Origin of the sequence: Dickeya ananatis (assembly GCF_019464615.1) — a bacterium.
GTDB lineage: Bacteria > Pseudomonadota > Gammaproteobacteria > Enterobacterales > Enterobacteriaceae > Dickeya > Dickeya oryzae.
On sequence record NZ_CP040816.1, the window covers coordinates 2,260,376 to 2,280,748 of the forward strand.

Annotated in this window: 21 protein-coding genes and 1 tRNA gene; 16 read left to right on the forward strand and 6 right to left on the reverse strand. The window is 47.1% G+C overall.

The window, feature by feature from the left end:
• Positions 1 to 10: 10 nt before the first annotated feature.
• Positions 11 to 1,723: a sensor histidine kinase gene (locus FGI04_RS09955; RefSeq protein WP_342700583.1), complete on the reverse strand. Its 1,713-nt coding sequence runs from the start codon at positions 1,721 to 1,723 to the stop codon at positions 11 to 13.
• A gap of 240 nt (positions 1,724 to 1,963) precedes the next feature.
• Positions 1,964 to 2,974, reverse strand: a complete 1,011-nt coding sequence (gene yejK / locus FGI04_RS09960; RefSeq protein WP_016942549.1) for a nucleoid-associated protein YejK — start codon at positions 2,972 to 2,974, stop codon at positions 1,964 to 1,966.
• Between the two features lie 162 nt (positions 2,975 to 3,136).
• On the opposite strand from yejK, the gene FGI04_RS09965 reads away from it, so the two are divergent.
• The 12 genes from FGI04_RS09965 to FGI04_RS10020 all read left to right on the forward strand — a co-directional run bounded on the left by FGI04_RS09965 (position 3,137) and on the right by FGI04_RS10020 (position 15,689).
• Positions 3,137 to 3,367 (forward strand): YejL family protein, encoded by a 231-nt coding sequence (locus FGI04_RS09965; protein ID WP_012885051.1) that lies wholly within the window; start codon positions 3,137 to 3,139, stop codon positions 3,365 to 3,367.
• A 13-nt stretch (positions 3,368 to 3,380) separates the two neighbouring features.
• Positions 3,381 to 5,153, forward strand: coding sequence for an LPS biosynthesis-modulating metalloenzyme YejM (gene yejM / locus FGI04_RS09970; protein ID WP_342700582.1), 1,773 nt, complete (start codon positions 3,381 to 3,383; stop codon positions 5,151 to 5,153).
• 78 nt (positions 5,154 to 5,231) lie between these two features.
• Positions 5,232 to 5,308, forward strand: a tRNA-Pro gene (locus tag FGI04_RS09975).
• Between the two features lie 165 nt (positions 5,309 to 5,473).
• A complete protein-coding gene (locus FGI04_RS09980; RefSeq protein WP_407336655.1) occupies positions 5,474 to 6,721 on the forward strand; it encodes an integrase domain-containing protein in 1,248 nt (415 codons plus the stop codon).
• A gap of 275 nt (positions 6,722 to 6,996) precedes the next feature.
• Positions 6,997 to 7,944, forward strand: coding sequence for a reverse transcriptase domain-containing protein (locus FGI04_RS09985; protein WP_407336656.1), 948 nt, complete (start codon positions 6,997 to 6,999; stop codon positions 7,942 to 7,944).
• Position 7,945: 1 nt separating this feature from the next.
• Complete coding sequence (locus FGI04_RS09990; RefSeq protein WP_407336657.1) at positions 7,946 to 9,268, forward strand: AAA family ATPase; 1,323 nt, start codon at positions 7,946 to 7,948, stop codon at positions 9,266 to 9,268.
• Between the two features lie 1,322 nt (positions 9,269 to 10,590).
• Positions 10,591 to 11,067 carry a GNAT family N-acetyltransferase gene (locus FGI04_RS09995; protein ID WP_407336659.1) on the forward strand — a complete coding sequence of 159 codons (477 nt, stop codon included), beginning with the start codon at positions 10,591 to 10,593 and terminating at the stop codon, positions 11,065 to 11,067.
• A gap of 526 nt (positions 11,068 to 11,593) precedes the next feature.
• Positions 11,594 to 12,409, forward strand: coding sequence for an SDR family NAD(P)-dependent oxidoreductase (locus FGI04_RS10000; RefSeq protein WP_407336660.1), 816 nt, complete (start codon positions 11,594 to 11,596; stop codon positions 12,407 to 12,409).
• A 29-nt stretch (positions 12,410 to 12,438) separates the two neighbouring features.
• Positions 12,439 to 13,200 carry an SDR family oxidoreductase gene (locus tag FGI04_RS10005; RefSeq protein WP_226067973.1) on the forward strand — a complete coding sequence of 254 codons (762 nt, stop codon included), beginning with the start codon at positions 12,439 to 12,441 and terminating at the stop codon, positions 13,198 to 13,200.
• Between the two features lie 42 nt (positions 13,201 to 13,242).
• A complete protein-coding gene (locus tag FGI04_RS10010) occupies positions 13,243 to 14,454 on the forward strand; it encodes an MFS transporter (RefSeq protein ID WP_407337407.1) in 1,212 nt (403 codons plus the stop codon).
• Positions 14,442 to 15,377, forward strand: a complete 936-nt coding sequence (locus FGI04_RS10015) for a GlxA family transcriptional regulator (protein ID WP_407336661.1) — start codon at positions 14,442 to 14,444, stop codon at positions 15,375 to 15,377. The genes FGI04_RS10010 and FGI04_RS10015 overlap by 13 nt, the downstream gene beginning before the upstream one ends.
• 69 nt (positions 15,378 to 15,446) lie before the next feature.
• Positions 15,447 to 15,689, forward strand: a complete 243-nt coding sequence (locus FGI04_RS10020; protein WP_407336662.1) for a hypothetical protein — start codon at positions 15,447 to 15,449, stop codon at positions 15,687 to 15,689.
• Between the two features lie 33 nt (positions 15,690 to 15,722).
• Here FGI04_RS10020 and FGI04_RS10025 read toward each other — a convergent pair whose 3' ends face one another.
• Genes FGI04_RS10025 through FGI04_RS10040 form a run of 4 tightly spaced genes read right to left on the reverse strand, consistent with a single transcriptional unit; the run spans position 15,723 to position 18,385 of the window.
• Positions 15,723 to 16,214, reverse strand: a complete 492-nt coding sequence (locus FGI04_RS10025) for a hypothetical protein (RefSeq protein WP_407336663.1) — start codon at positions 16,212 to 16,214, stop codon at positions 15,723 to 15,725.
• Between the two features lie 34 nt (positions 16,215 to 16,248).
• The gene (gene arsC / locus FGI04_RS10030; protein WP_407336664.1) at positions 16,249 to 16,674 is read right to left on the reverse strand and encodes a glutaredoxin-dependent arsenate reductase; all 426 of its coding nucleotides are present in this window, start codon (positions 16,672 to 16,674) and stop codon (positions 16,249 to 16,251) included.
• Positions 16,675 to 16,717: 43 nt separating this feature from the next.
• A complete protein-coding gene (locus FGI04_RS10035) occupies positions 16,718 to 18,001 on the reverse strand; it encodes an arsenic transporter (RefSeq protein WP_407336665.1) in 1,284 nt (427 codons plus the stop codon).
• Positions 18,002 to 18,052: 51 nt separating this feature from the next.
• A complete protein-coding gene (locus tag FGI04_RS10040; protein ID WP_038904667.1) occupies positions 18,053 to 18,385 on the reverse strand; it encodes a metalloregulator ArsR/SmtB family transcription factor in 333 nt (110 codons plus the stop codon).
• A 200-nt stretch (positions 18,386 to 18,585) separates the two neighbouring features.
• Between FGI04_RS10040 and FGI04_RS10045 the strand changes: the two genes are divergently transcribed.
• From FGI04_RS10045 to FGI04_RS10060, 4 genes are all read left to right on the forward strand, one after another.
• Positions 18,586 to 18,993, forward strand: coding sequence for an Imm63 family immunity protein (locus FGI04_RS10045; RefSeq protein ID WP_407336666.1), 408 nt, complete (start codon positions 18,586 to 18,588; stop codon positions 18,991 to 18,993).
• Positions 18,990 to 19,253 (forward strand): hypothetical protein, encoded by a 264-nt coding sequence (locus FGI04_RS10050; protein ID WP_407336667.1) that lies wholly within the window; start codon positions 18,990 to 18,992, stop codon positions 19,251 to 19,253. The genes FGI04_RS10045 and FGI04_RS10050 overlap by 4 nt, the downstream gene beginning before the upstream one ends.
• Positions 19,250 to 19,492, forward strand: a complete 243-nt coding sequence (locus FGI04_RS10055; RefSeq protein ID WP_407273581.1) for a hypothetical protein — start codon at positions 19,250 to 19,252, stop codon at positions 19,490 to 19,492. The genes FGI04_RS10050 and FGI04_RS10055 overlap by 4 nt, the downstream gene beginning before the upstream one ends.
• A gap of 446 nt (positions 19,493 to 19,938) precedes the next feature.
• Entirely contained in the window at positions 19,939 to 20,304 is a 366-nt protein-coding gene (locus FGI04_RS10060) for a protease inhibitor I42 family protein (protein WP_016942570.1), read from the forward strand.
• Positions 20,305 to 20,373: the final 69 nt, after the last annotated feature.

Genomic DNA, 20,373 nt, shown 5'->3' on the forward strand with positions numbered 1-20,373 from the left:
TATTCTCCTGTCACCGGCCCTGCTCTGAGGGAAACGCCACCGCGTTATCCACACGCTCAGTGTTGTCACGGGTAATAAAAAATTCGATTTCCGTTCCAGGGTTGAGCCGACTAATGTGCAGCCCCTCCCCATACAGCAGTTTGATCCGATGATGTACATTGAGCAGGCCTATCTTATTACCCGGCAATTCATTGCGCTCCACGCGGGCAATCACCTCATCGCTGATGCCAATACCGGTATCACGCACCGCAACCCGGATACGCTCCCCCTGCTCCCGGATACTCAACGTCACCACCCCTTTGCCTTTGCAAGAACGGATACCGTGAACAATCGCATTTTCAACCAACGGTTGAATCAGCAGACCAGGAATCAGACAACTGACGTCTTCATCAATCTCGTAAATCACCGTCAGCTTATCGCCAAAGCGCGCCTGCTCGATAGCGATGTAATCTTTTATCTGATAAAGCTCGCTTTTTATATCAATCAGTTCCTCGTCATTGCGCTCCAGGTTGTAGCGCAGATAACGCGACAGATTGATAATAAGCTGGCGCGCGGTATCCGGGTTGAGCCGGATAGACGTGGAAATGGCATTCAGCGCGTTAAACAAGAAATGTGGATTGATCTTGCTTTGCAGCGCCCGCAGCTCCGCACGGTTCGCCATATCACGCAGTTGCTCGGCGCGTGACACCTCAAGCTGGGTGGAGATGATTTGCGACAACCCGACAGCCATCTCTTTGAGCGACCAGGTGATGCGGTGTGCCCGCTGGTAATAGATTTTTAGCGCGCCAGTGACTTCGCCTTTTTCCCACAGCGGGATGACGATCATCGAATGGATTTCCGGGGTGCGGTAGGCCTCATCATTATTTTTGATGATAATCTTTCCGCTCTTTAGCGCCAGTTGCGTCGTCGGGCTTAGGTCGCGATCGCCACTGTGGTAGTTCTCTTCCCCTACCCCCACGTAGGCCAGCACCTGCGAGGTGTTAGTGATCGCCACCGCGTCGGCATCGATATCGCGACGGATAATATCGCATATCGTACTGAGCGACTGACTATTGATATGGCGAAACAACGGTAGCGTTTTATTGGCAATATCCAGCGCCAGCTTGGCCTGCCGCGCGGCAACTGCCTCTTTTTCCCCTTCCACGCTACGCACCAGCAGCACGATCAACCCAATACTGACCGCCCCCAGAATCATCGGAATCGCGATATGCGCAACAATGTCCAACCCCAGTGAAAACGGCCGGGCCCACAGTACAACCAACAACATGGTCAGTGACTCGCACAACATACCGCCGACAATCCCCACACTCCAGTGGCGATCACGCGGGATGCGGTGGTGAATCCAGGCAGACATAAACCCGGCGACAATGCTGGTGATAAGGCAAGGGACCGAGGTAATACCGTGCATATCGATCAGGTAACGATGCACTCCGGCGATCACCCCCGTGGTAATGCCCACCCACGGCCCAAACAGGATACCGCCGGACATCACCGCTACCACCCGCACGTTGACCAGTGACCCTTCCACGTTGATGCCGGACCAGGTACTGAACAACGCAAACAACGAAAAGATGGCAGTAACCACCGCCAGGTCAAAACGTGAGTGCTCATCCTGCTGAAGCAGCTGACGAAAATGTCGTGTTCGGGTCAGGAAAAACAGGCAAATAAGCATCAGCGCTGCTCGGTCATAAACCGCCAGCACCATGTCAAAGATAGAACGCACGGGAATCTCACCACCTATACAGCCGAATATCCATCATAAAACAAGGGGCAAGCACTGCCAAACCCGTTTGCAGTCAGGGACTATTTCTGCCTGAACTATTGTTGTATGAATAGCGCTACGTGAATTGAATAAAGCATTGCGTGAATAAAACACTTCATACATAAAATACTGCGTGATAACACGCGGCCTGAACAGGCCCCCAGCGTAGGAGGCCTCGAAGCAGGCGAAGGAAAGGGAAAATCAGCGATCGCCACCGCCGAACCGACGCTGCAACTGGTCGCGCAGATTAGGTGGCGTGCCTTTGATGGTCAACGTATCCGTAGCCGGATCCCAGAAAATACGTTCGCCTAACAGCAGCGCATCGAAATTAATGCTAAGCCCGCCGCCGCTACCGGCAAATTTGGTCAACTGGCGCAACGTGCTGCGATCGGCCGGGAAGCTCTCTTCCAGCTCATACCCTTGCTCGGCGGTAAACGCCTGGAAGGTTTTCTCGCCCAGTGGCGGCAGTTCATTTGACAGCGCCTCCAGTTCGATTTCCTCCCCGGCCTGCAACTGTTCATTGCAGTAGCTGTATACCTGCTGACGGTATTGCTGACGCTCGTTTTTATCCAGTTGTGCATCAGTACAGTAATCATCTACTGCCTTCAGCAGGCCTTTATTTTGCGCTTTGGTATCCAGCCCTTCAGCCGCAGCCAGGAAATCCATAAAGAAATCAGACACCTTACGGCCAACGCGACCTTTAAGAAACGTCAGGTAACGGGTGGATTCCGGGCTGGTTTCCCATTCGGTCAGATCGATGCGCGCCACGATATCTGCGTGATGAATGTCCAAATAATGGGTACTGCTGATATCCAACTGTTCATTGACCCGCAGGCTATTACAGCTGTTCAGCACCGCAATCAGCAGGTACTCGACAGCCAGATAACGGTACTGACAAAACAGCACCACGCCGCCTTCCGCGAAGGGGTATTTCGCCAGTTCATCACGTAACCGGCCTGTCGCCGCACGCGAGAAAGCCAGAAAGTCATCATCGCCTTTACGACAGGAACGCAACGCCGCCGCCAGTTCGCTCTCTTCGTTAAACAGGCCATACGCCTTGCTTTTAGCGCTGTAGACGCGATGCAGTTCCGCCATCATATCGCTGACCGCGCCGTTCACGGTCAGCAACGAATCGCGCAACACCATGTCCAACGACTGCTCGTCACGTTTGACCAACTGGTGCAGGGCAATCTGGTCGATATCCAGACTCATGGTAAACTCTCCTTCTAGTAAGGCGCGTATTCAAGCACTAGGTGTTCCAGCATGCAACTCAAAAGCTCCTCGATTCTGACGGGCGGCATTGATAAAAGTGCGGAAAACCACGCCCCTATACGGTAATATATTTGCCTTTCACCACCAGAGATACACGATTTTATGCCGCAATCATCCCGTTATAGTGACGAACAAATCGAACAATTGCTGACTGATCTGGTCAATGTACTGGAGAAACACCACACTCCGACCGATCTTGCACTGATGGTGCTCGGCAACATGGTCACCAATCTGCTCAATACCAGCATCGCGAATCCGAAACAGCGTGAAGCGTTGGCGGGTTCTTTTGCCGACGCGTTGCAGGCGTCTATAAAAACCAACGACATCCATTGATACCGGCCCGTTTATGGTAACCAACCGTCCGCGCTACCGTGAAAAAGTCTCCCAGATGATAAGCTGGGGGCACTGGTTCGCCCTGTTCAACATTCTACTCGCACTGGGGCTGGGTAGCCGTTATCTGTTCGTTGCCGACTGGCCATCGTCACTGCCTGGACGGCTGTATTCGCTGGTAAGCTGGCTGGGGCATTTCAGCTTTATCGGTTTTTCCACCTACCTGCTGATCATTTTCCCGCTGACATTTATTGTGATGTCGCAGCGATTGCTGCGCTTCCTGTCTGCGGCACTCGCCACCGCCGGCCAAACGCTGTTGATTGTTGATGCGTCAGTATTCAGCCGTTTTCATCTCCACCTGAACATGACGGTCTGGGATTTGGTGACTAACCCGGACCAAAGCGAAATGGTGCGCGACTGGCAGTTACTGTTCATCAGTGTGCCGGTTATCTTCATGGTGGAGATGCTATTCGGCACCTGGTGCTGGCAAAAGCTGCGCAGTCTTAACCGACGCCATTTCGCCAGACCCATGGCGGCCGTCTTCATCGTGGCGTTTTGCCTGTCTCACCTGATGTACATCTGGGCAGACGCCAATTTCTACCGCCCGATCACCATGCAGCGCGCCAACCTGCCCCTCTCCTACCCGATGACGGCCCGCCGTTTTCTGGAGAAACATGGCCTGCTCAATGCGCAAGAATATGAGCGCCGTCTGGCATTGCAGGGCAACCCGGACGCGGTCTCGGTAGAATACCCGCTCAGCGACATCAGTTTTCGCGACGCAGGCAGCGGCTATAACCTGTTGCTGGTGGTGATGGATAGCGTGCCGGATCAGGACACACCACATTCCATGCCCAACCTGGCGCGCTTCGCCGAAGAAAACGTACGCTTCAGCAACTATTTCAGCGCCGGTACTCAGCAAGATGGCGGTCTGTTTAATCTGTTTTATGGTATCTCCACCACCTACATGGACGGCATACTCGGCAGTAGCAAACCGTCTGCGCTGATCGATGCCCTGAGTCAGCAGGGTTACCAGTTTGGTCTGTTCTCTGCCAGCGGGTTTAGCAGTCCATTGTACCGTCAGGCCCTGCTATCCGACTTCTCGCTGCCACCGCCACAACCGCAAAGCGATGACGCTATCACCACGCAGTGGGTCAAGTGGCTGGATAATAATACCGGTACCCGTTCGCCCTGGTTCTCGTTCATCGAGTTCAACCACGCGACCACAGGCAGCAATGGCCGCCCGCTTGCCGCTGGCGAACAGCAGCGTCGTTACCGTCAGGATACCGCCAGTATTGATGAGCAAATCGACCGCATTATCACGACGCTGCGGGAGAAAAACCTGCTCGACAAAACGGTGGTGGTGATTACCGCCGAGCAAAGCAGTGCCGAACGCCTCAAAGACGACGACCCGTCGCCAATGAACCGTGAACACCGACAGGTGCCGCTGGTCGTTCACTGGCCGGAAACCCCGGCACAGACCATCAGCAAAATGACTGACCCGAAAGACGTGATGACCACGCTGATGCAACGCCTGCTGCATGTGAAAACCGCGGCAGAAGATTACTCGCAAGGAGAGGACTTGTTCAGCGCTGAACGGCGGGCCAACTGGTTGCTCAACGGCGACAGTAATTCGCTGACCATCATCACACCGCAGCAGGTTATTCAGTTAGGTCGCAACGGCAGTTACCGGGCTTACGACGCCAATGGACGCTTATTACCGGATGAAAAACCGCAGTTAGGGTTGCTCTTGCAGGTGCTGACGACTGAACGGCGATTTATTGCTAACTAACTGCCTAAATCTAAAGCAGTCGTTTAGGGCGGCTATTGCAATCGGGTCAGGAAACGGTAGTATAGCGGCCCATAGCATCGGCACGTAGCGCAGCCTGGTAGCGCACCGTCATGGGGTGTCGGGGGTCGGAGGTTCAAATCCTCTCGTGCCGACCAAATACTACTTCCGTAAGTACCGGTTACTAACGGAAACCCCACAGAAACCCGCATCCTCTCTGAGTTTGCGGGTTTTTTGTTGCCTGTTATCTGCCGGGATACCCCGTTTACAGCCGGAAAGTTTAGTTATACCGCCCCATATAACTACAAAAGCGTATAACTACGATGGCCCGTATAACTACCCCTCTGACCAATACCGAGATCAAAGCCGCCAAACCTGCCGAGAAGGAATACACGCTACAAGACGGGGATGGGTTGTATCTGTTGGTGAAACCGAGTGGCTCTAAGATCTGGCGCTTTAACTATTACCGTCCTGATACGAAGAAACGTGCATTAATCAGCTTTGGCGCATTCCCTGCGGTTTCTTTGGCCGAAGCCAGGCAACGGCGTGAATCAGCAAAAGCACTGATAAGCAAAGGCATCGATCCGCAATTCCACCAGCAACAGCAGCGCGAACAAGAACAGGCAATCAGCCTGAACACGTTCGCCAAAGTCGCCGCCGACTGGTATGAAGTGAAAAAATCTCAACCGCTGGCCGCAAACACGATTAAAGATATCTGGCGCTCCTTGGAAAAATACGTGTTCCCGTTCATCGCAAATCAGCCCATTAGCCAGCTTACCGCCCGTCATTTCATCACCGCGCTGGAACCGATACAGGCCAGCGGCAAACTGGAAACCGTTAAACGGGTTAGCCAGCGCATCAACGAAGTGATGGACTATGCCGTTAATTCCGGCCTGATACCGGCTAACCCGGCGGCGAAGATCCGCAAAACGTTTCAGACGCCGGTAAAAACCCATATGCCGACCATCCGGCCAGAGGCATTACCTGGCCTGATGAAAACGCTATCGGTCGCCAGCATTGAGCTACAAACCCGGTTATTGATTGAATGGCAATTGCTGACCGTCGCCCGCCCGGCTGAAGCCGCAGAAACCCGCTGGAGCGAGATAGACCTTACGCAGAACACCTGGACAATCCCGGCTGGCCGCATGAAGATGCGCCGCGAGCACGTTATTCCCTTGCCCTCACAAGCGTTAGCCATTCTGGACGCCATGAAGCCAATCAGCGGCCACCGGGAATACCTGTTCCCTTCCGCTAAAGACCCCAAACAGCCGATGAACAGCCAAACCGCTAACGCCGCACTGCGTCGCATGGGCTACAAAGGCGTGCTGGTGTCCCACGGCTTGCGCGCTATCTTCAGTACCGCCGCCAACGAAGCAGGCTTCCCGCCGGACGTCATCGAAGCCGCGCTAGCTCACGTTGACACCAATGAAGTGCGCCGCGCTTACAACCGTTCTCAGTATTTGGAACAACGAAAGGAGATGATGGTGTGGTGGGGCAAACATATCCAACTGACTTCATTAGGTACAATGGCAATGTCAACCTTAGCAGAGTTGACAAAAAATCCCGCATAAACTAGATTGTGGGTATGCTGTCTGACTAGAGGGTATTCCCCAGTCACAATAGACGGCCTCTACAGGCATTTAGGTACGTTACTTGCCCCTCTTAGGAGTTTAAAAACTTCTTTAGGGGCTTTGTAATTTTTAGTATCTATAGTTTTTCTGAACCTTCCGCACCTCCTCGTAACTTCATAATTTTCTATTACAAGCTTTTCAACCATTAAAAAAAACTGTACTTATCCTTTTAGGAAGGTATCATCTTATTCAAAACTCTTAAATCAGAATTAACCATGGATAAATATTATTTAGAGCACACATTTAATGCGTATTGCGATGGTAAACTTGATTTCAATGATTTTCTTAAAATTGAATTAAAAACAAATATAGAAGAAATCAAAGTTGAAAAACGTGAAGTCGTAAAATGCAGTGAAAAACTAAAAAGAATCCATTCTTTTTTCAATCAATTTATATTTGATAATTTAGAAATACAAGAAGACTGTGTTTTTTCATACCGAAAAAATGTTAATGTTCTTGACTGCATTGTCCCTCACTCAATGAATAAATTTATTTTCAAAACTGACATACATTCTTTCTTTCATTCCATTTCAAAAAAAACAATATACAACTGTATTTTCACTCAAATTGACAACCAACCATTATCCGACATAGATTCCTATTTAGACCGAATTTGTAATTTAGTAACTTATAAAGATAGATTGCCTCAAGGTTTTTCAACTTCACCTGTACTGAGCAATGCTGTTTTTAATAGCTTCGATATAAAAATAAAAAAATATTGTAATGAAAATAATATGATCTATTCAAGATATGCTGATGATATATTAATTTCATCAAATAATTATCTTGATAAGGAGGAATGTATACATGATATCGATAACATTCTTAATTCCTGCTTTGAACAAAAATTCAAGATAAATACCTTGAAGACAAAATTAATAAAAAAAGGCAAAAACATGGAAGTTATGGGAGTTCAGATCCATCCTGATGGCACTCTTTCTATAGGTAAAAGATTAAAAAATGAAATTGAAACTAAACTATATCTTTTTTTAAAAAACCAAAATGATTTTGTTTCATATTCAAGCCTTGATAAAAATCATGCTATTGCCAGGCTTTCCGGTCAACTAAACTATATAAATACTATCGATCCTAAATATATCGATAAGCTAAAATATAAATACGGTAATTCTTTAGTGGACCTTTTTTTTAGGAAGGCAATCTAAAATGAACCTAAACATTAAAATCGAAAACATTCAGCACATTGTTTCTATGGAAGTAAAAATTGATCTTCAGAATTATAATATGGCTTGTATAGTGAGTAAAAATGGGGTGGGTAAAACAACGCTTTTAAAAGCTTTTTCCATGCTCTATAGACCTTCAATAATTAAACAAACTTGTCCGACGGGAATAATATCTGAAGATAGCAAAATAGAGATATCAATTGACGATAGTATTTATAAATTCTTTTACTCTCCTGCTATTGATTACCTTGAATCAAAAGGGTTTGTAAGAACTAATAAAACATACAGTCTTGAGCTTGCAACTCCATTTGGAGATAGATTTCAGAAATTCTCAAAACTAAGCGCCCTAGATGATCAGCTAAGAACGAATGTTTTGATAAATAATTATCAAACCGCAGATGAAATGAGTGATTTTTTGAATTCGATTTATGAAAATACGAAATTCAAAGAGCTAAAAACAACCATGATTGACGGAGTTGATTATTACTTTCTTATTGCAAAAAATGGACGTTATATAAGGGAAGATCATTTTAGCACAGGCGAATACTTCATAATTAATCTGTACCGCCATTTAAGCTCGACAAAAGATATATTAATAATTGATGAAATAGACACCTCTCTGGACGCAGCTGCACAGGTTCGATTAATTACTCACATCAGAGAAATGTGTAAAAAAAGCAATAAGAAAATAATTTTTACATCGCACTCACTCGCTTTACTAAGAACATTGCAAGAAGATCATGAATTACTTTTATTCCTCGAAAATGAGGAAGGAGTTGTTAAGGCAACACCATGCTCATATAATTACGTCAAAAGTTCCATGTATGGCTTTGTTGGTTATGATAGATATATTCTAACTGAAGACATTGTCCTTGAAAAATATCTCATTAGGATTCTTTCTACAATTAAAAGCAAAAACTCATACAAGGTTATATTCATAGGTGGTTGCCAAGGAGTAATTTCTCTAATGGATAGAAATAAGCATCAACAATTCCTCTCAAATCCAAAAAATGTCATTTCCATACTTGACGGGGATGTTAAAAAGGAGATATTAAGTGAAAAAACGAGCATCCCTAATATATATTTCATTCCTTTTGACAGTATTGAAAAAGAACTATTTAAGAAATACAGAGATAGAACAAGATATAAATTACCTAAAGTTGGTTATCGAAATTCGGGTGCAAAGCATATTTTCGAAAAATTATCGGACAAACTATCTTTTGATAAAATAATTGGGATCGTTGAAAAAGGCCACAGACCAGAAATTGACTCATTAAAACAAATCCTTGTGGATTTTATGAGATGAAAAAATTATATACGCACAATAAAACTTAGTTTTTCCATGTGAAACATCCAAATAGTTATAAAATAACGTGTTTATATAAACATCACACTAAGGAAAAAATCATGCTATATACATTTAACATCATTGAAAGTACCAATGAAAACAAGCACAAAACTTATCAAGTTTTTGACTCGTTTGATACATTCCTTGGTTCTTCAGTGATGTGAATCTAGCATACTATTTAATAAATACTTACTTAAAATATTTAAAAAAAATTTATTCAGCAAGCCCTTCTGGTAATGTAGAAAAACAAATTTTAAAAACGAAAAGCCAGATGAATTTAATCATCTTGATGAAATGGCAAACTATTTATTATTATCAAAAAAAGAAAATAGTTTAACTCCTGACAAAAAACGTATTTTCTACTTCACCCATTTTATTAAAAGATAACTTAACTAATCTTTTTGATGAAAAAACATTACCCGAAATACATATAGAATTACTTCGTGATATTATTAACAATGAATGCAGCAATCAAAATCACTCTGTTCAAAACTTAAAAAATTCACTCTCGAAAACATTTAAGTAAAATGAGATTGCTATTTATCCCCCATAAATATTTAATAGTGGGAGTGATAGTGAATTTATTGAACCCAAGTCTAAAAATACCATCTAATTTTTAATCACTATTGACTTCTCCTTTTTATACATTATTGATTTATTAAAAAGGAGATTTGAAAATGCCAGAAGATTCGCACAATTCAATAAAATAATTTCCCTCTGAATTGATCAAACAATATGGCAGCCCTAGATTTAAAAATAAAAAATGGCAGAGCATAATACTTAAAGATTACACATGGAATCTGAATGAATTAGAATCCTTAACTAAAAATGGATTTAATATTAATAGCATTGATAATTTTGGTAAAACTCCAATTTTTTACTGTAAAGATAAAATTCAATTTAGATTACTCTTGATGTATGGTGCTGACTTTCATCATGTGGATAATGAAGGTAAAAATCTTTTATTTTATGACAATGAAATTGAAAATGTAGAATTGATGTTGAAATTCCACATCAATACAACTATTAAAGATAGAAGGAATCGTTCTTTTCTATCTCATGAACTGTTGCATACAATTCCTTTTGTATTTTCACGATACCCCCCTCTGTCAGGATAGTTGTCCCCCCATCGAAAATACTAATGACAAGATAGGAACTGTGATCCTACCCACCACCAGTAGAATCCAAGTATAAAAAACGAATTATATTGACGCACTGGAACCACCAACGTTACTAATATTGTCCGATTTGTTGTAGGAACTATCGCTAAGGAGTAAAGGATGATCTCGTTACGTTCGATGACTGAAGAAGAGTATCCAGCTTTTCTTGAATATTTTATTCCTGATTATGCTGATGAGATACGGTCAAACTATAGACTTTCCCCAACTGATTCTCTTGCAAGAGCGACTAAGGAAATATCAGAAACACTAACTGGGGGAGTGAATACTCATGGGCACGTACTATGGTGTCTTTTTGAACGGTCAGATCAAATCGACAGGCATATCGGCTATATCTGGTATAAACCAGATACGGTTATGGGTAGTGCTTTTATCTACGATTTTCACATCTTCAACTCCTGCCAGGGAATAGGGCTTGGTAAACGAACTCTTCGTGCTTTTGAAGAAAATCTACGGGAGAACGGTTTCAAAGAAATCAGACTACGTGTTGCTGGTGATAATGCTCGTGCCCGACATATCTACGAGAACAGTGGATTTGGTGTTACGGGTATCAACATGAGTAAGGTTATTGCGGTCTGAGGTACTAAAAAATAGCCAGAGTAATATTGTTTTTTTTCTTCTTAACTATATGTCTTCTGCCTGAGCATGTAGTTGAGGATGTCGTTATGAATCACCTGTCTATCAGCGGTGACGGTGAAGAGGCGATGGATGATTTCTACTTTTCAGTCTTGATTATCAGGATCATCGTATCGTCTGTTTTCGCTTTTGCCCTGGCGTCCTTGATCGGAAGGCTTTTGAAGAAGAAAAGATAGTTTCTTCGTCCACGGCTGGTTGATGAATCAGCCGGTTGGTCGTACTGCTAATCCATCACTCACGTTGCAATCATGGCAACCAGTCAGTGAGACACACTGCAGGCAATACAGCCCTGCGAACGATAACCACCATACCGTTAACCAACCACAACCCGCTATTTCATACCCCGCCTGTCAGTCATCCAACGTGAAATGCTGAATGTCTTAAATGACTACCATAATCGTCATTTAAGACACTCCTTTCTTGATTATGATTCTTCCATCGAGTCAGTAGTGACTGAAAGGAGCCTGCCATGACCTTCGCAACACAACCCAATAAAGGCACTGCCGTGATCACTGGTGCATCAACCGGTATCGGGTCTGTTTACGCCAACCGCCTGGCACACATGGGCTATGACCTGATTATTGTGGCCCGTAATCACAACCGCCTGAACCAGATGGCAAGCCGTATTACCGCCGATACCGCCCGTAATGTGGAAGTGGTCGCGGCGGATCTCGGCGATGCTCAACAACTCACCCTGCTGGAGAGAAAACTGCGTGACGATGCCAGCATTACATTGCTGGTCAACAATGCCGGAATGGGTACACATACGCCGCTGTTATCCAGTGATGTGGATCATATGCAGGCAATGATCAACCTCAATGTCACCGCGCTGACCCGTCTGACCTATGCCGTCGTACCGGGGTTTGCCGCACGTGGTACCGGTGCCGTTATCAATATCTCCTCCATCGTCAGCCTCGCCCCGGAACTGCTGAACGGTGTTTACGGTGGAACAAAAGCCTTCGTGCTGGCTTTCAGCCAGTCATTGCACCACGAACTGGCCGACAAAGGGATTCAGATCCAAGCCGTACTGCCGGGTGCCACAGCAACCCCATTCTGGGATAACGGCGGTTTACCACTGGAACAACTCGATAAAGCGATCGTCATGAGTGCAGATGACCTGGTTGATGCCGCACTGGTGGGTTTCCTTCAGGGGGAACGGGTGACGATCCCTTCTCTGCACAACGAAGCTGAGTGGCTGGCAATGGAAAACAGCCGCCAGGCCATGATGCAGCACCTATCAAGCAACGTACCGGCTGAGCGCTATCGTGCCAGCATGACGCACTAACGTGCTACTTATCCAACAGGAATATGATGATGAAACTGACCGGCAATACAATTTTTATTACAGGTGGCACTTCAGGTATCGGCCGTGCCATGGCAGAAAAATTCCACCAGCTTGGCAATCAAGTGATCATCTCTGGTCGTCGTAAAGCCTTGCTGGACAAAGTTACCGCTGCCTGGCCGGGGATGGATTCCGTGGTGCTGGACGTAACCAGTGCTTCAAGCATTAAAGCGGCGGCGCAGGAAGTACTGTCACGCTATCCGGCACTGAACGTGGTGATCAACAACGCAGGCATTATGCCGTTTGATAATCCGGCAGGTGAACTGGATGACGAGATGGCCACCACGTTGCTGAACACCAATCTGCTGGGTACCGTGCGGGTCAGCGCCGCATTCGTTGAACACCTGAAACAGCAGTCGGATGCCGTACTGATCAATAACAGCTCGATTCTGGCTTTTTTACCGCTGGCGACCAACGCGCTCTACTCCGCCACCAAAGCGGCCATTCACTCCTATACCTTATCGCAGCGCTTTGTGCTGCGTGATGCAGGCGTCAGCGTTATCGAGATTTCACCACCGTGGGTGGACACGGATCTGATCTACAAAAGTGGAGATGCCCGTGCGATGCCGCTCGCTGACTTTATACAGCAGACGTTTGAAAAACTGGGTACGGATACCATCGAAGCAATCGTCGACAGCGTACTGCCAGCTCGCGACAATCCGGGGGCAAATGAGCATGCGATGGTGAACGCGTTTAACCAGTCCATCGTGGAAAATCCCATCCCGGTTGAGTGATGTGCTGTAGAGCAGGCCACGGCCTGCTCTCTGGAGTCTATGATGCAAAATCACATTTCAGCGTCGCAAAGACGCGCACTATGGGCACTGAGCCTGGCCTACTTTATTCAGGCAACAGGGGCACTTTCTGTTGCCGGTAGCCTTACCCCCATTGCGCAGGTATGGGGGTTGAGTGACGCGCAAAGCGCCCGCCTGCTGTCTATTTTTGGTCTGACGTTTGCACTGGCCGCACCGCTGGCCCAGGTGCTATTCGGCAAGTTCATGCGCCGTTCGCAGGTACTGGCCGGGATGCTGGTGTTCGGGTTGGGTGCGTTTATTTTTGCCAGTGCCCCAAACTACACCGTACTGGTCATATCGCGCATCGTGATGGGGTTAGGAGCATCACTGATAGGCCCTGTGCTGGTAGCACTCGGCTCTGAGTTAGTCTCCCCCAAAGAGCGAGGTAGCGCCATCGCCATGATCCTGCTGGGTGTCTCGATGGCCAGCATGGTCGGTATTCCGCTGGCGGCATGGATAGCCAATGTCTGGGGCGCACGGTTGTTATTTACACTTGTCGCGCTGGTTAGCGTACTGACCGCGGCAGGCGTGTGGCTGCTGGTGCCAAACGTGGTGAAAGGCGTCGATATTCGTATACAACAGGTGGGTCAGGTGCTGATGGAGGGCAAATCGCTTACCGCCTTTCTGGTGGTCTTTTTTATCACCTCTGGGGTGTACGATATGTACGCGTTTATCTCACCGATGATCCGCGACCGCTGGCAGGGCGATGCGTCTGCCGTCTCTATTGCCTTAACGGTCATTGGTGTGGCGGGTATTCTGGGGAATCTGTTTGTCAGTCGTGCCGCACGCCTTTACAGCGCAGAGCGCTTACTGATTATCGGTATGGCGATGCTGGTAGCGGATATGCTGGTGATCATGTTGCTGCCTGCGACGCTGGCATTGCTATACATCCTGCTGGTAGTGTGGGCGTTTTCAACCGACCTGCTATGGCCAACCCAACAGCGGCGTATTGTGGAGATCTCGTCAGCACAAACACGGGGGATTTCGCTGGCGTTAACCAGTGCCTTTATGTTTTGCGGCATCGGTTTTGGCTCTGCGATGGCCTCCTGGTTGTATCCCTTGTATGGTTTTTACGGGGTGATGATAAGCGCAGTGCTGTTCCTGCTGCTGGCATTGACGAGCCTGTGGGGATCGGAGCGGCTACGCGCACTATCAGACCGTCAGCCTGCCATTAAGGAGTTGCGATGCACCGAATAGGATTAATCATTTCCGACCATTTTCAGATGCTGGCACTGTCAACGCTGACTGTGTTTGAGTTTGCCAACCATGTGGCTGAAAAACCATTTTATCAGCCGGTGGTCTATTCCGAATCGGGCGGCACGGTACGTTCCTCGTCAGGGATTGGGGTTGATTCTGAACGGCTTAACGACGAAACGCGGGTAGATACCTGGCTGGTGGCTGGTGTGCTGTCGCCCGTGAACGAGCCAGCCAGCCCTGGCGTGGTTCACTTTCTGCAAACCACCGCCCGCCAGGCGCGCCGCATTGCAGGCATCTGTACCGGTGCCTTTGTGCTGGCGCAGGCCGGGCTGCTGCTGCAAAAACGCGCCACCACACACTGGTCGCACTCCCGTAGCCTTTCCACGTTGTACCCGGATATTCAGCTGGAAGATGATCGCATTTTTATTATTGATGACACTATCTGGACATCAGCAGGGATGACCGCCGGGCTGGATATGGCGCTCGGTATGGTGGAAAAAGATCTGGGCCCGGACATTGCCCGTATTGTCGCCCATCGTCTGGTGATGAACCAGCGCCGCTCTGGCGGTCAGACACAGCATTCAGAAATGCTGGCACTGGCCCCGCGCTCAGATCGCCTGCAAAGCGCGCTCGAATATGTCCGCAATAATCTGAGCAAAACACTGACGGTAGAACTGCTGGCTGATGCAGTTCATGTCAGTGCCCGCCAGCTCAGTCGCCTGTTTCGTCAGGAAACGGGTAAATCCCCGGCGAAAGCCATCGAAGGACTGCGGCTTGAGGCGGCACGATTAATGATTGAGCAAAGCCGCCTGTCGCTCGATGCCATTGCCCGCGAATCGGGTTTTCGCGACAGACGACATATGCGGGAAGTGTTTATTCGCGGTTACGGTATTCCCCCGCAGTCGCTTCGTACTGGCAGGTAGTGTCTCAGTGTCGTTTATCGGCGCACGAAACTGCGGCATCATTCTCGGGAGAAACGAGGGAATTGCATTATGACCAAGATGAAGTATGAACTGACTCGCGGAAGTGACATCATTCGTAACGGCATGTATCTTGAACTGTCTGAAGCAGGGACATCCCCACTGCAACAAATTGCTGAAATCTTTTATTCTGACAGTACTCACGAATTTGTCCTGACATGCTATGTGGAGAACGTCCCCCTTGATGCAATCGAAAAACTCATTTCGGAAGCAAAGAAATATCTCCCACCCAAAACCATTAATAATGGTAATTAATTTAAGTTCATTTGCACATCAGAGTATTGAAATTCAATTACTATTATTTAGAAATTCATCCCAAAAGTTTTGTATCGTAAGAATAGCATCGGATAGATTGACACATCTCACCCCATCCCATTCTGATTGTTTATTATCATCCAGTATCAAGAATACCTCGTTAGCTTCCGCAAACACACCGTCTCCAAAGGGCACATTGTTGAATAATCCCGCACTTTCTTCTATCTGCATTTGGTCAGCACATGAAGCAATATGATCTTTTTCCAGCTGATTACGGTGTTTTAACCGATAATGTTTTGATGCATTCGCAGCTGCCCTGACAACGTCATGCATCAATTTCCGCCTATCTGTAAGCGAATCACATGGTGTACCCATACCACATTCCTTCGCATAATCGCGCATATGAAAAAGAACAATTGCTGCAATTCTTGCCCTTCTCAGATCAGTTCTATCCTGCAGAAACTCGGCTATTGTCGGTTTAACTATATTTTGAAAGTAATCATGTACAGGGTTTAAAATTTCCATTTTTATTACCTTTAATAAAGATCTTCGTCCCAGGTTATTTAATTCGCTTTCCCGACGCATCAATCACTCGCTCACCATCCTCTTTAATGAATTCGCCTTGTTGTGCGTCAGGCAAAATATCCAGCACCACTTCTGACGGGCGGCATAGCCGGGTGCCAAGGGGCGTGACCACAATCGGGCGGTTAATCAATATGGGGTGAGCCAGCATAAAGGCGATCAGCTGTTCATCGCTGAAGCTATCGTCAGCCAGACCTAACTCTTTGTAAGGTTCAACGTTTTGACGCAGCAACATACGCGGGGTGATACCCATCGCACGAATCAGCCCTTCAAGCTCCGCTTTAGAGGGCGGTGTTTCGAGGTAGTGAATAACGGTAGGTTCAACACCGCTATTGCGAATCAGCGCCAGTGTATTGCGCGATGTACCGCATGCCGGGTTGTGGTAAATAGTAATCTCTGTCATTGCCCTATTCTCTTTGAAAAGCCGATGCTGAAAGCCGCATCGGTTAAATAGAAAGATGTAGCGCCAGTGCTGCCAGCGTCACGAATAGCACCGGCAACGTCATCACCACACCAACACGGAAGTAATATCCCCAACTGATGCGAATATCTTTTTGCGCCAGTACGTGCAGCCACAACAATGTGGCAAGACTGCCGATAGGGGTTAGTTTGGGGCCTAAATCACAGCCAATAATATTGGCGTACGTCATGGCCTCACGGATGACGCCATTAGCCGCAGAAGAATCAATCGACAATGCGCCGATAAGTACCGTCGGCATATTGTTCATCACTGATGACAACACCGCCGTGAGGAAACCGGTGCCTATCGTCGCCACCCACAACCCTTGTGCGGCAAAATAATTCAGCACATGGGACAGGTAATTAGTCAGCCCGGCATTGCGCAGACCATATACCACCAGATACATGCCCAGTGAAAACACCACAATCTGCCAGGGCGCGCCGCGCAGTACACTGGTGGTATCAATCACCTTCCCTCGCCGGGCGACCAGCCAGAGGATCACGGCAGCGATCGTCGCGACCACGCTAACAGGCACCCCATGTGGCTCCAGCACAAAAAAGCCGCTTAACAACAGTGCTAATACCCACCATCCTGCCTTGAACGTTTGCCTGTCACGAATAGCCGCCGCGGGATCTTTCAGTTTGTCCAAGTCGTAATCGGCCGGAATTTCCCGGCGGAAATACAGGTGCAAGACGCCTAATGTGGCAACAACAGCAGCGATATTGACTGGAATCATGACCCGCGCATAGGTATTGAAACCGATACGGAAGTAATCCGCCGTGACGATATTAACCAGATTGGATACCACCAGCGGCAGGCTGGAGGTATCGGCAATAAATCCGGCGGCCATCACAAAGGCCAGTGTTGCGCCGCGGCTAAAGCCCAATGCAGTCAACATCGCCACCACAATCGGCGTCAGGATCAGGGCAGCACCATCATTCGCGAACAGCGCAGCAACCAGCGCCCCCAGCACAATCATCAAGGAGAACAGACGCTTGCCCCGCCCGTGTCCTTTGCGAGCCATGTGCAGCGCGGCCCACTCAAAAAAGCCAGACTTATCGAGCAGTAAGCTGATAATAATGATCGCAATAAACGTGATAGTCGCATTCCAGACGATGTGCCATACCACGGGAATATCGTCTATGTGAATCACCCCGGTGGCCCAGGCCAACACAGCCCCGAACGACGCGCTCCAGCCAATCCCCAACCCGCGAGGTTGCCAGATGACCAGAATCAGCGTCAGTATAAAAACGGCTCCAGCCAGTACCATGCCATGCTCCCATCAACACATATGAAATAACGAATATATAGAGATAAATTTTTATCCGCAAACCCGCTGATGCCCGAGTCGGCTTACCACACTTGTCACAGCATGCCGCTGACTTAGCCAGGCCTGCTCAATAATCGCGGCACACCAGGCGGGGACATGCGGTGAAAGGCGATAATGAATCCATTTCCCCTGACGGCGATCCACTAACAGCCCGGCATCCCGTAATAGTGCAAGGTGGCGGGAAATCTTGGGTTGAGGCTCCTGTAAGCCTTCACACAAATCGCACACACATAACTCACCCGCTTCTCGCAGCAATAACACGATCGAAAGACGGGTTTCATCAGACAGCGCCTTAAACAATTCCAGCGGGATCAACGTAGCCATGATATCCTCCCCAAAGCATCTTTATATAGGTTAAAGCAGATGTGTTTGTTGTGGCAATATGTAGTTTGGTAGTCAATCACCTTTATACGAAGTTGGGTCGACACTACGTGTCCATAGCAAATCCAAGCTTCTTTTTATGATAGAATCAAGTAGTATCAATAGTAAGATTGAACATTATTTCAACTCTTTCAGATGACATAATGAAAACGCTTGAAGAATTACGTCAGCAACTTATCGAGATTGGCGAAAAATTGGGTGGCGGGGTCCTCCTAAATGGGCATTTTATTATTCCTGATGCACCTGATGGTATGGCAACGCCTCATCTCGAAATTCATGATGATAAATACCATTATGTTGTCTGTGAAAGAGGTGTGGAGTTTTCTCGAAAAATCACCTCAAGCGAAGATGAAATCCTTTATTGGTTTGTCGAATCAAGCGTCAGTGCCATCGCCTCCAGCCTGGCTGCTAGCGAATGCCTCCCTAACGGTGAATTCAGACGACTATATTTTAAAAAACAATATGAATTGCTTAAATCAGTAAACCTGGCATGGGCAGAGAAAAAGCGAAAATACTTTATTGATATTCTTGTCAGTGAAATGAAAAAGTGAGCGTGTTAGATGATGATGGTGAAAAGATGACAATTGTTTTTATACCCGCATTAATTTCACTACTAATGATGCGAGAAGACGAGGCAGGAAGGCCGCTAACAAGAGAAGAAGTAGAAACCATTCGGGATAATGCTACTGCAATAAATTTACCTGAAGACGTCGCAATCAGTATGTCCGCCGAAAGAGGATATCATGATATATCCCCTGAACATGTCTGGGACGAATGGCTATCATTTAAAATTAATAGGATAGAACTATGAAACATGAACTGTGGACGAATGAAGAAGGTCTGGATTTGTTTTGCCTGGCGGGTAAAAGGGGTGATGATGCACGTAGCCTTCTTGAACCCAACTATACATTGATCTGGACGTGTGAGGCAGACTGTCATTTTGAAGCGATGACCAAATACTATGAATTTCGCAATTGGGGTAAATATACAGCTAATTTCCCTGAACATGATAAAAAGACATATAAGGAATTAGGATGGGAGTCAGATTAATAAGAGTGAAAGCGACATACCACAATTATTATTCTACCTCATAACTTTAATAAAAATTAAAATAGAGTCACAGATGAGCGACACCACTACATAATCACCACGAAAACATAATCAAACCATACAACTAATTAAAATCAGATGTTCACCCATCAACATTCATAGCCTGATCACTATATTCAAAAAATGCTTTATTGCTATTTCCAGATCCTGTGCCATCTTTTATAAAACACAATGAAATCACTATAAAAGAGGTATCTGGCATGCCATCTATGATGAATTATCACCTGCTTAATTTTCTGGCATCTATGTTATTGAAACCTACTGTTCCTTTCTTTCATCATACCGGTTTTCATGGTGGATATGACTGCCTGCTAATGCGAAAACACGGGCCGTAGTTGCCCTATTCAAGCCATATTTTGTATTCACGCTTATCTCTGGAGAGATTCATGAAGAAATTTATGTTTGCAGTTGGTTTATTGTTCCCGCTGAGTGCTATGGCCGCTACCGCCGTAGAGAATCAGCACAAAGAAGTGAAAGTTGGCGAGCAGTTTGAGGTGACGCTGCCAGCGAACCCTAGCACGGGCTATACCTGGGCTATCAAGAAACTGCCCGACGTGGTGGTGTTGACGGGCAAGTCTTACAAGCCCGGTGCAGAGTGCCACGATAAAGTCGGCTGTGGTGGTCATGAAATGTTCCACTTCAAAGCAGTGAAAGCCGGTGTTGGCGATATTGACCTCTCTTACTCGCGCCCGTGGGAAAAACAACCTCAGCCGGATGATAAGGAAGCGGTTATTAAGGTGACCGTGAAGTAAAATCATCCTGTCGTCAGGCGTGTCAGAACGCCTGACGACAGCAATTAGTCTCTATCTGGCTTTTGCACC

Bases quoted from the DNA above. Each gene is read 5' to 3' on its own strand.
- FGI04_RS09980 (WP_407336655.1), top strand. From the start codon at position 5,474: ATGGCCCGTATAACTACCCCTCTGACCAATACCGAGATCAAAGCCGCC.
- FGI04_RS09985 (WP_407336656.1), top strand. From the start codon at position 6,997: ATGGATAAATATTATTTAGAGCACACATTTAATGCGTATTGCGATGGT.
- FGI04_RS10060 (WP_016942570.1), top strand. From the start codon at position 19,939: ATGAAGAAATTTATGTTTGCAGTTGGTTTATTGTTCCCGCTGAGTGCT.
- arsC (WP_407336664.1), bottom strand. From the start codon at position 16,674: ATGACAGAGATTACTATTTACCACAACCCGGCATGCGGTACATCGCGC.
- FGI04_RS10005 (WP_226067973.1), top strand. From the start codon at position 12,439: ATGAAACTGACCGGCAATACAATTTTTATTACAGGTGGCACTTCAGGT.
- FGI04_RS10040 (WP_038904667.1), bottom strand. From the start codon at position 18,385: ATGGCTACGTTGATCCCGCTGGAATTGTTTAAGGCGCTGTCTGATGAA.
- FGI04_RS10045 (WP_407336666.1), top strand. From the start codon at position 18,586: ATGAAAACGCTTGAAGAATTACGTCAGCAACTTATCGAGATTGGCGAA.
- yejM (WP_342700582.1), top strand. From the start codon at position 3,381: ATGGTAACCAACCGTCCGCGCTACCGTGAAAAAGTCTCCCAGATGATA.
- FGI04_RS10015 (WP_407336661.1), top strand. From the start codon at position 14,442: ATGCACCGAATAGGATTAATCATTTCCGACCATTTTCAGATGCTGGCA.
- FGI04_RS09965 (WP_012885051.1), top strand. From the start codon at position 3,137: ATGCCGCAATCATCCCGTTATAGTGACGAACAAATCGAACAATTGCTG.
- FGI04_RS10025 (WP_407336663.1), bottom strand. From the start codon at position 16,214: ATGGAAATTTTAAACCCTGTACATGATTACTTTCAAAATATAGTTAAA.
- FGI04_RS10020 (WP_407336662.1), top strand. From the start codon at position 15,447: ATGACCAAGATGAAGTATGAACTGACTCGCGGAAGTGACATCATTCGT.
- FGI04_RS09995 (WP_407336659.1), top strand. From the start codon at position 10,591: ATGATCTCGTTACGTTCGATGACTGAAGAAGAGTATCCAGCTTTTCTT.
- FGI04_RS10035 (WP_407336665.1), bottom strand. From the start codon at position 18,001: ATGGTACTGGCTGGAGCCGTTTTTATACTGACGCTGATTCTGGTCATC.
- FGI04_RS10055 (WP_407273581.1), top strand. From the start codon at position 19,250: ATGAAACATGAACTGTGGACGAATGAAGAAGGTCTGGATTTGTTTTGC.
- FGI04_RS09990 (WP_407336657.1), top strand. From the start codon at position 7,946: ATGAACCTAAACATTAAAATCGAAAACATTCAGCACATTGTTTCTATG.
- FGI04_RS10010 (WP_407337407.1), top strand. From the start codon at position 13,243: ATGCAAAATCACATTTCAGCGTCGCAAAGACGCGCACTATGGGCACTG.
- yejK (WP_016942549.1), bottom strand. From the start codon at position 2,974: ATGAGTCTGGATATCGACCAGATTGCCCTGCACCAGTTGGTCAAACGT.
- FGI04_RS10000 (WP_407336660.1), top strand. From the start codon at position 11,594: ATGACCTTCGCAACACAACCCAATAAAGGCACTGCCGTGATCACTGGT.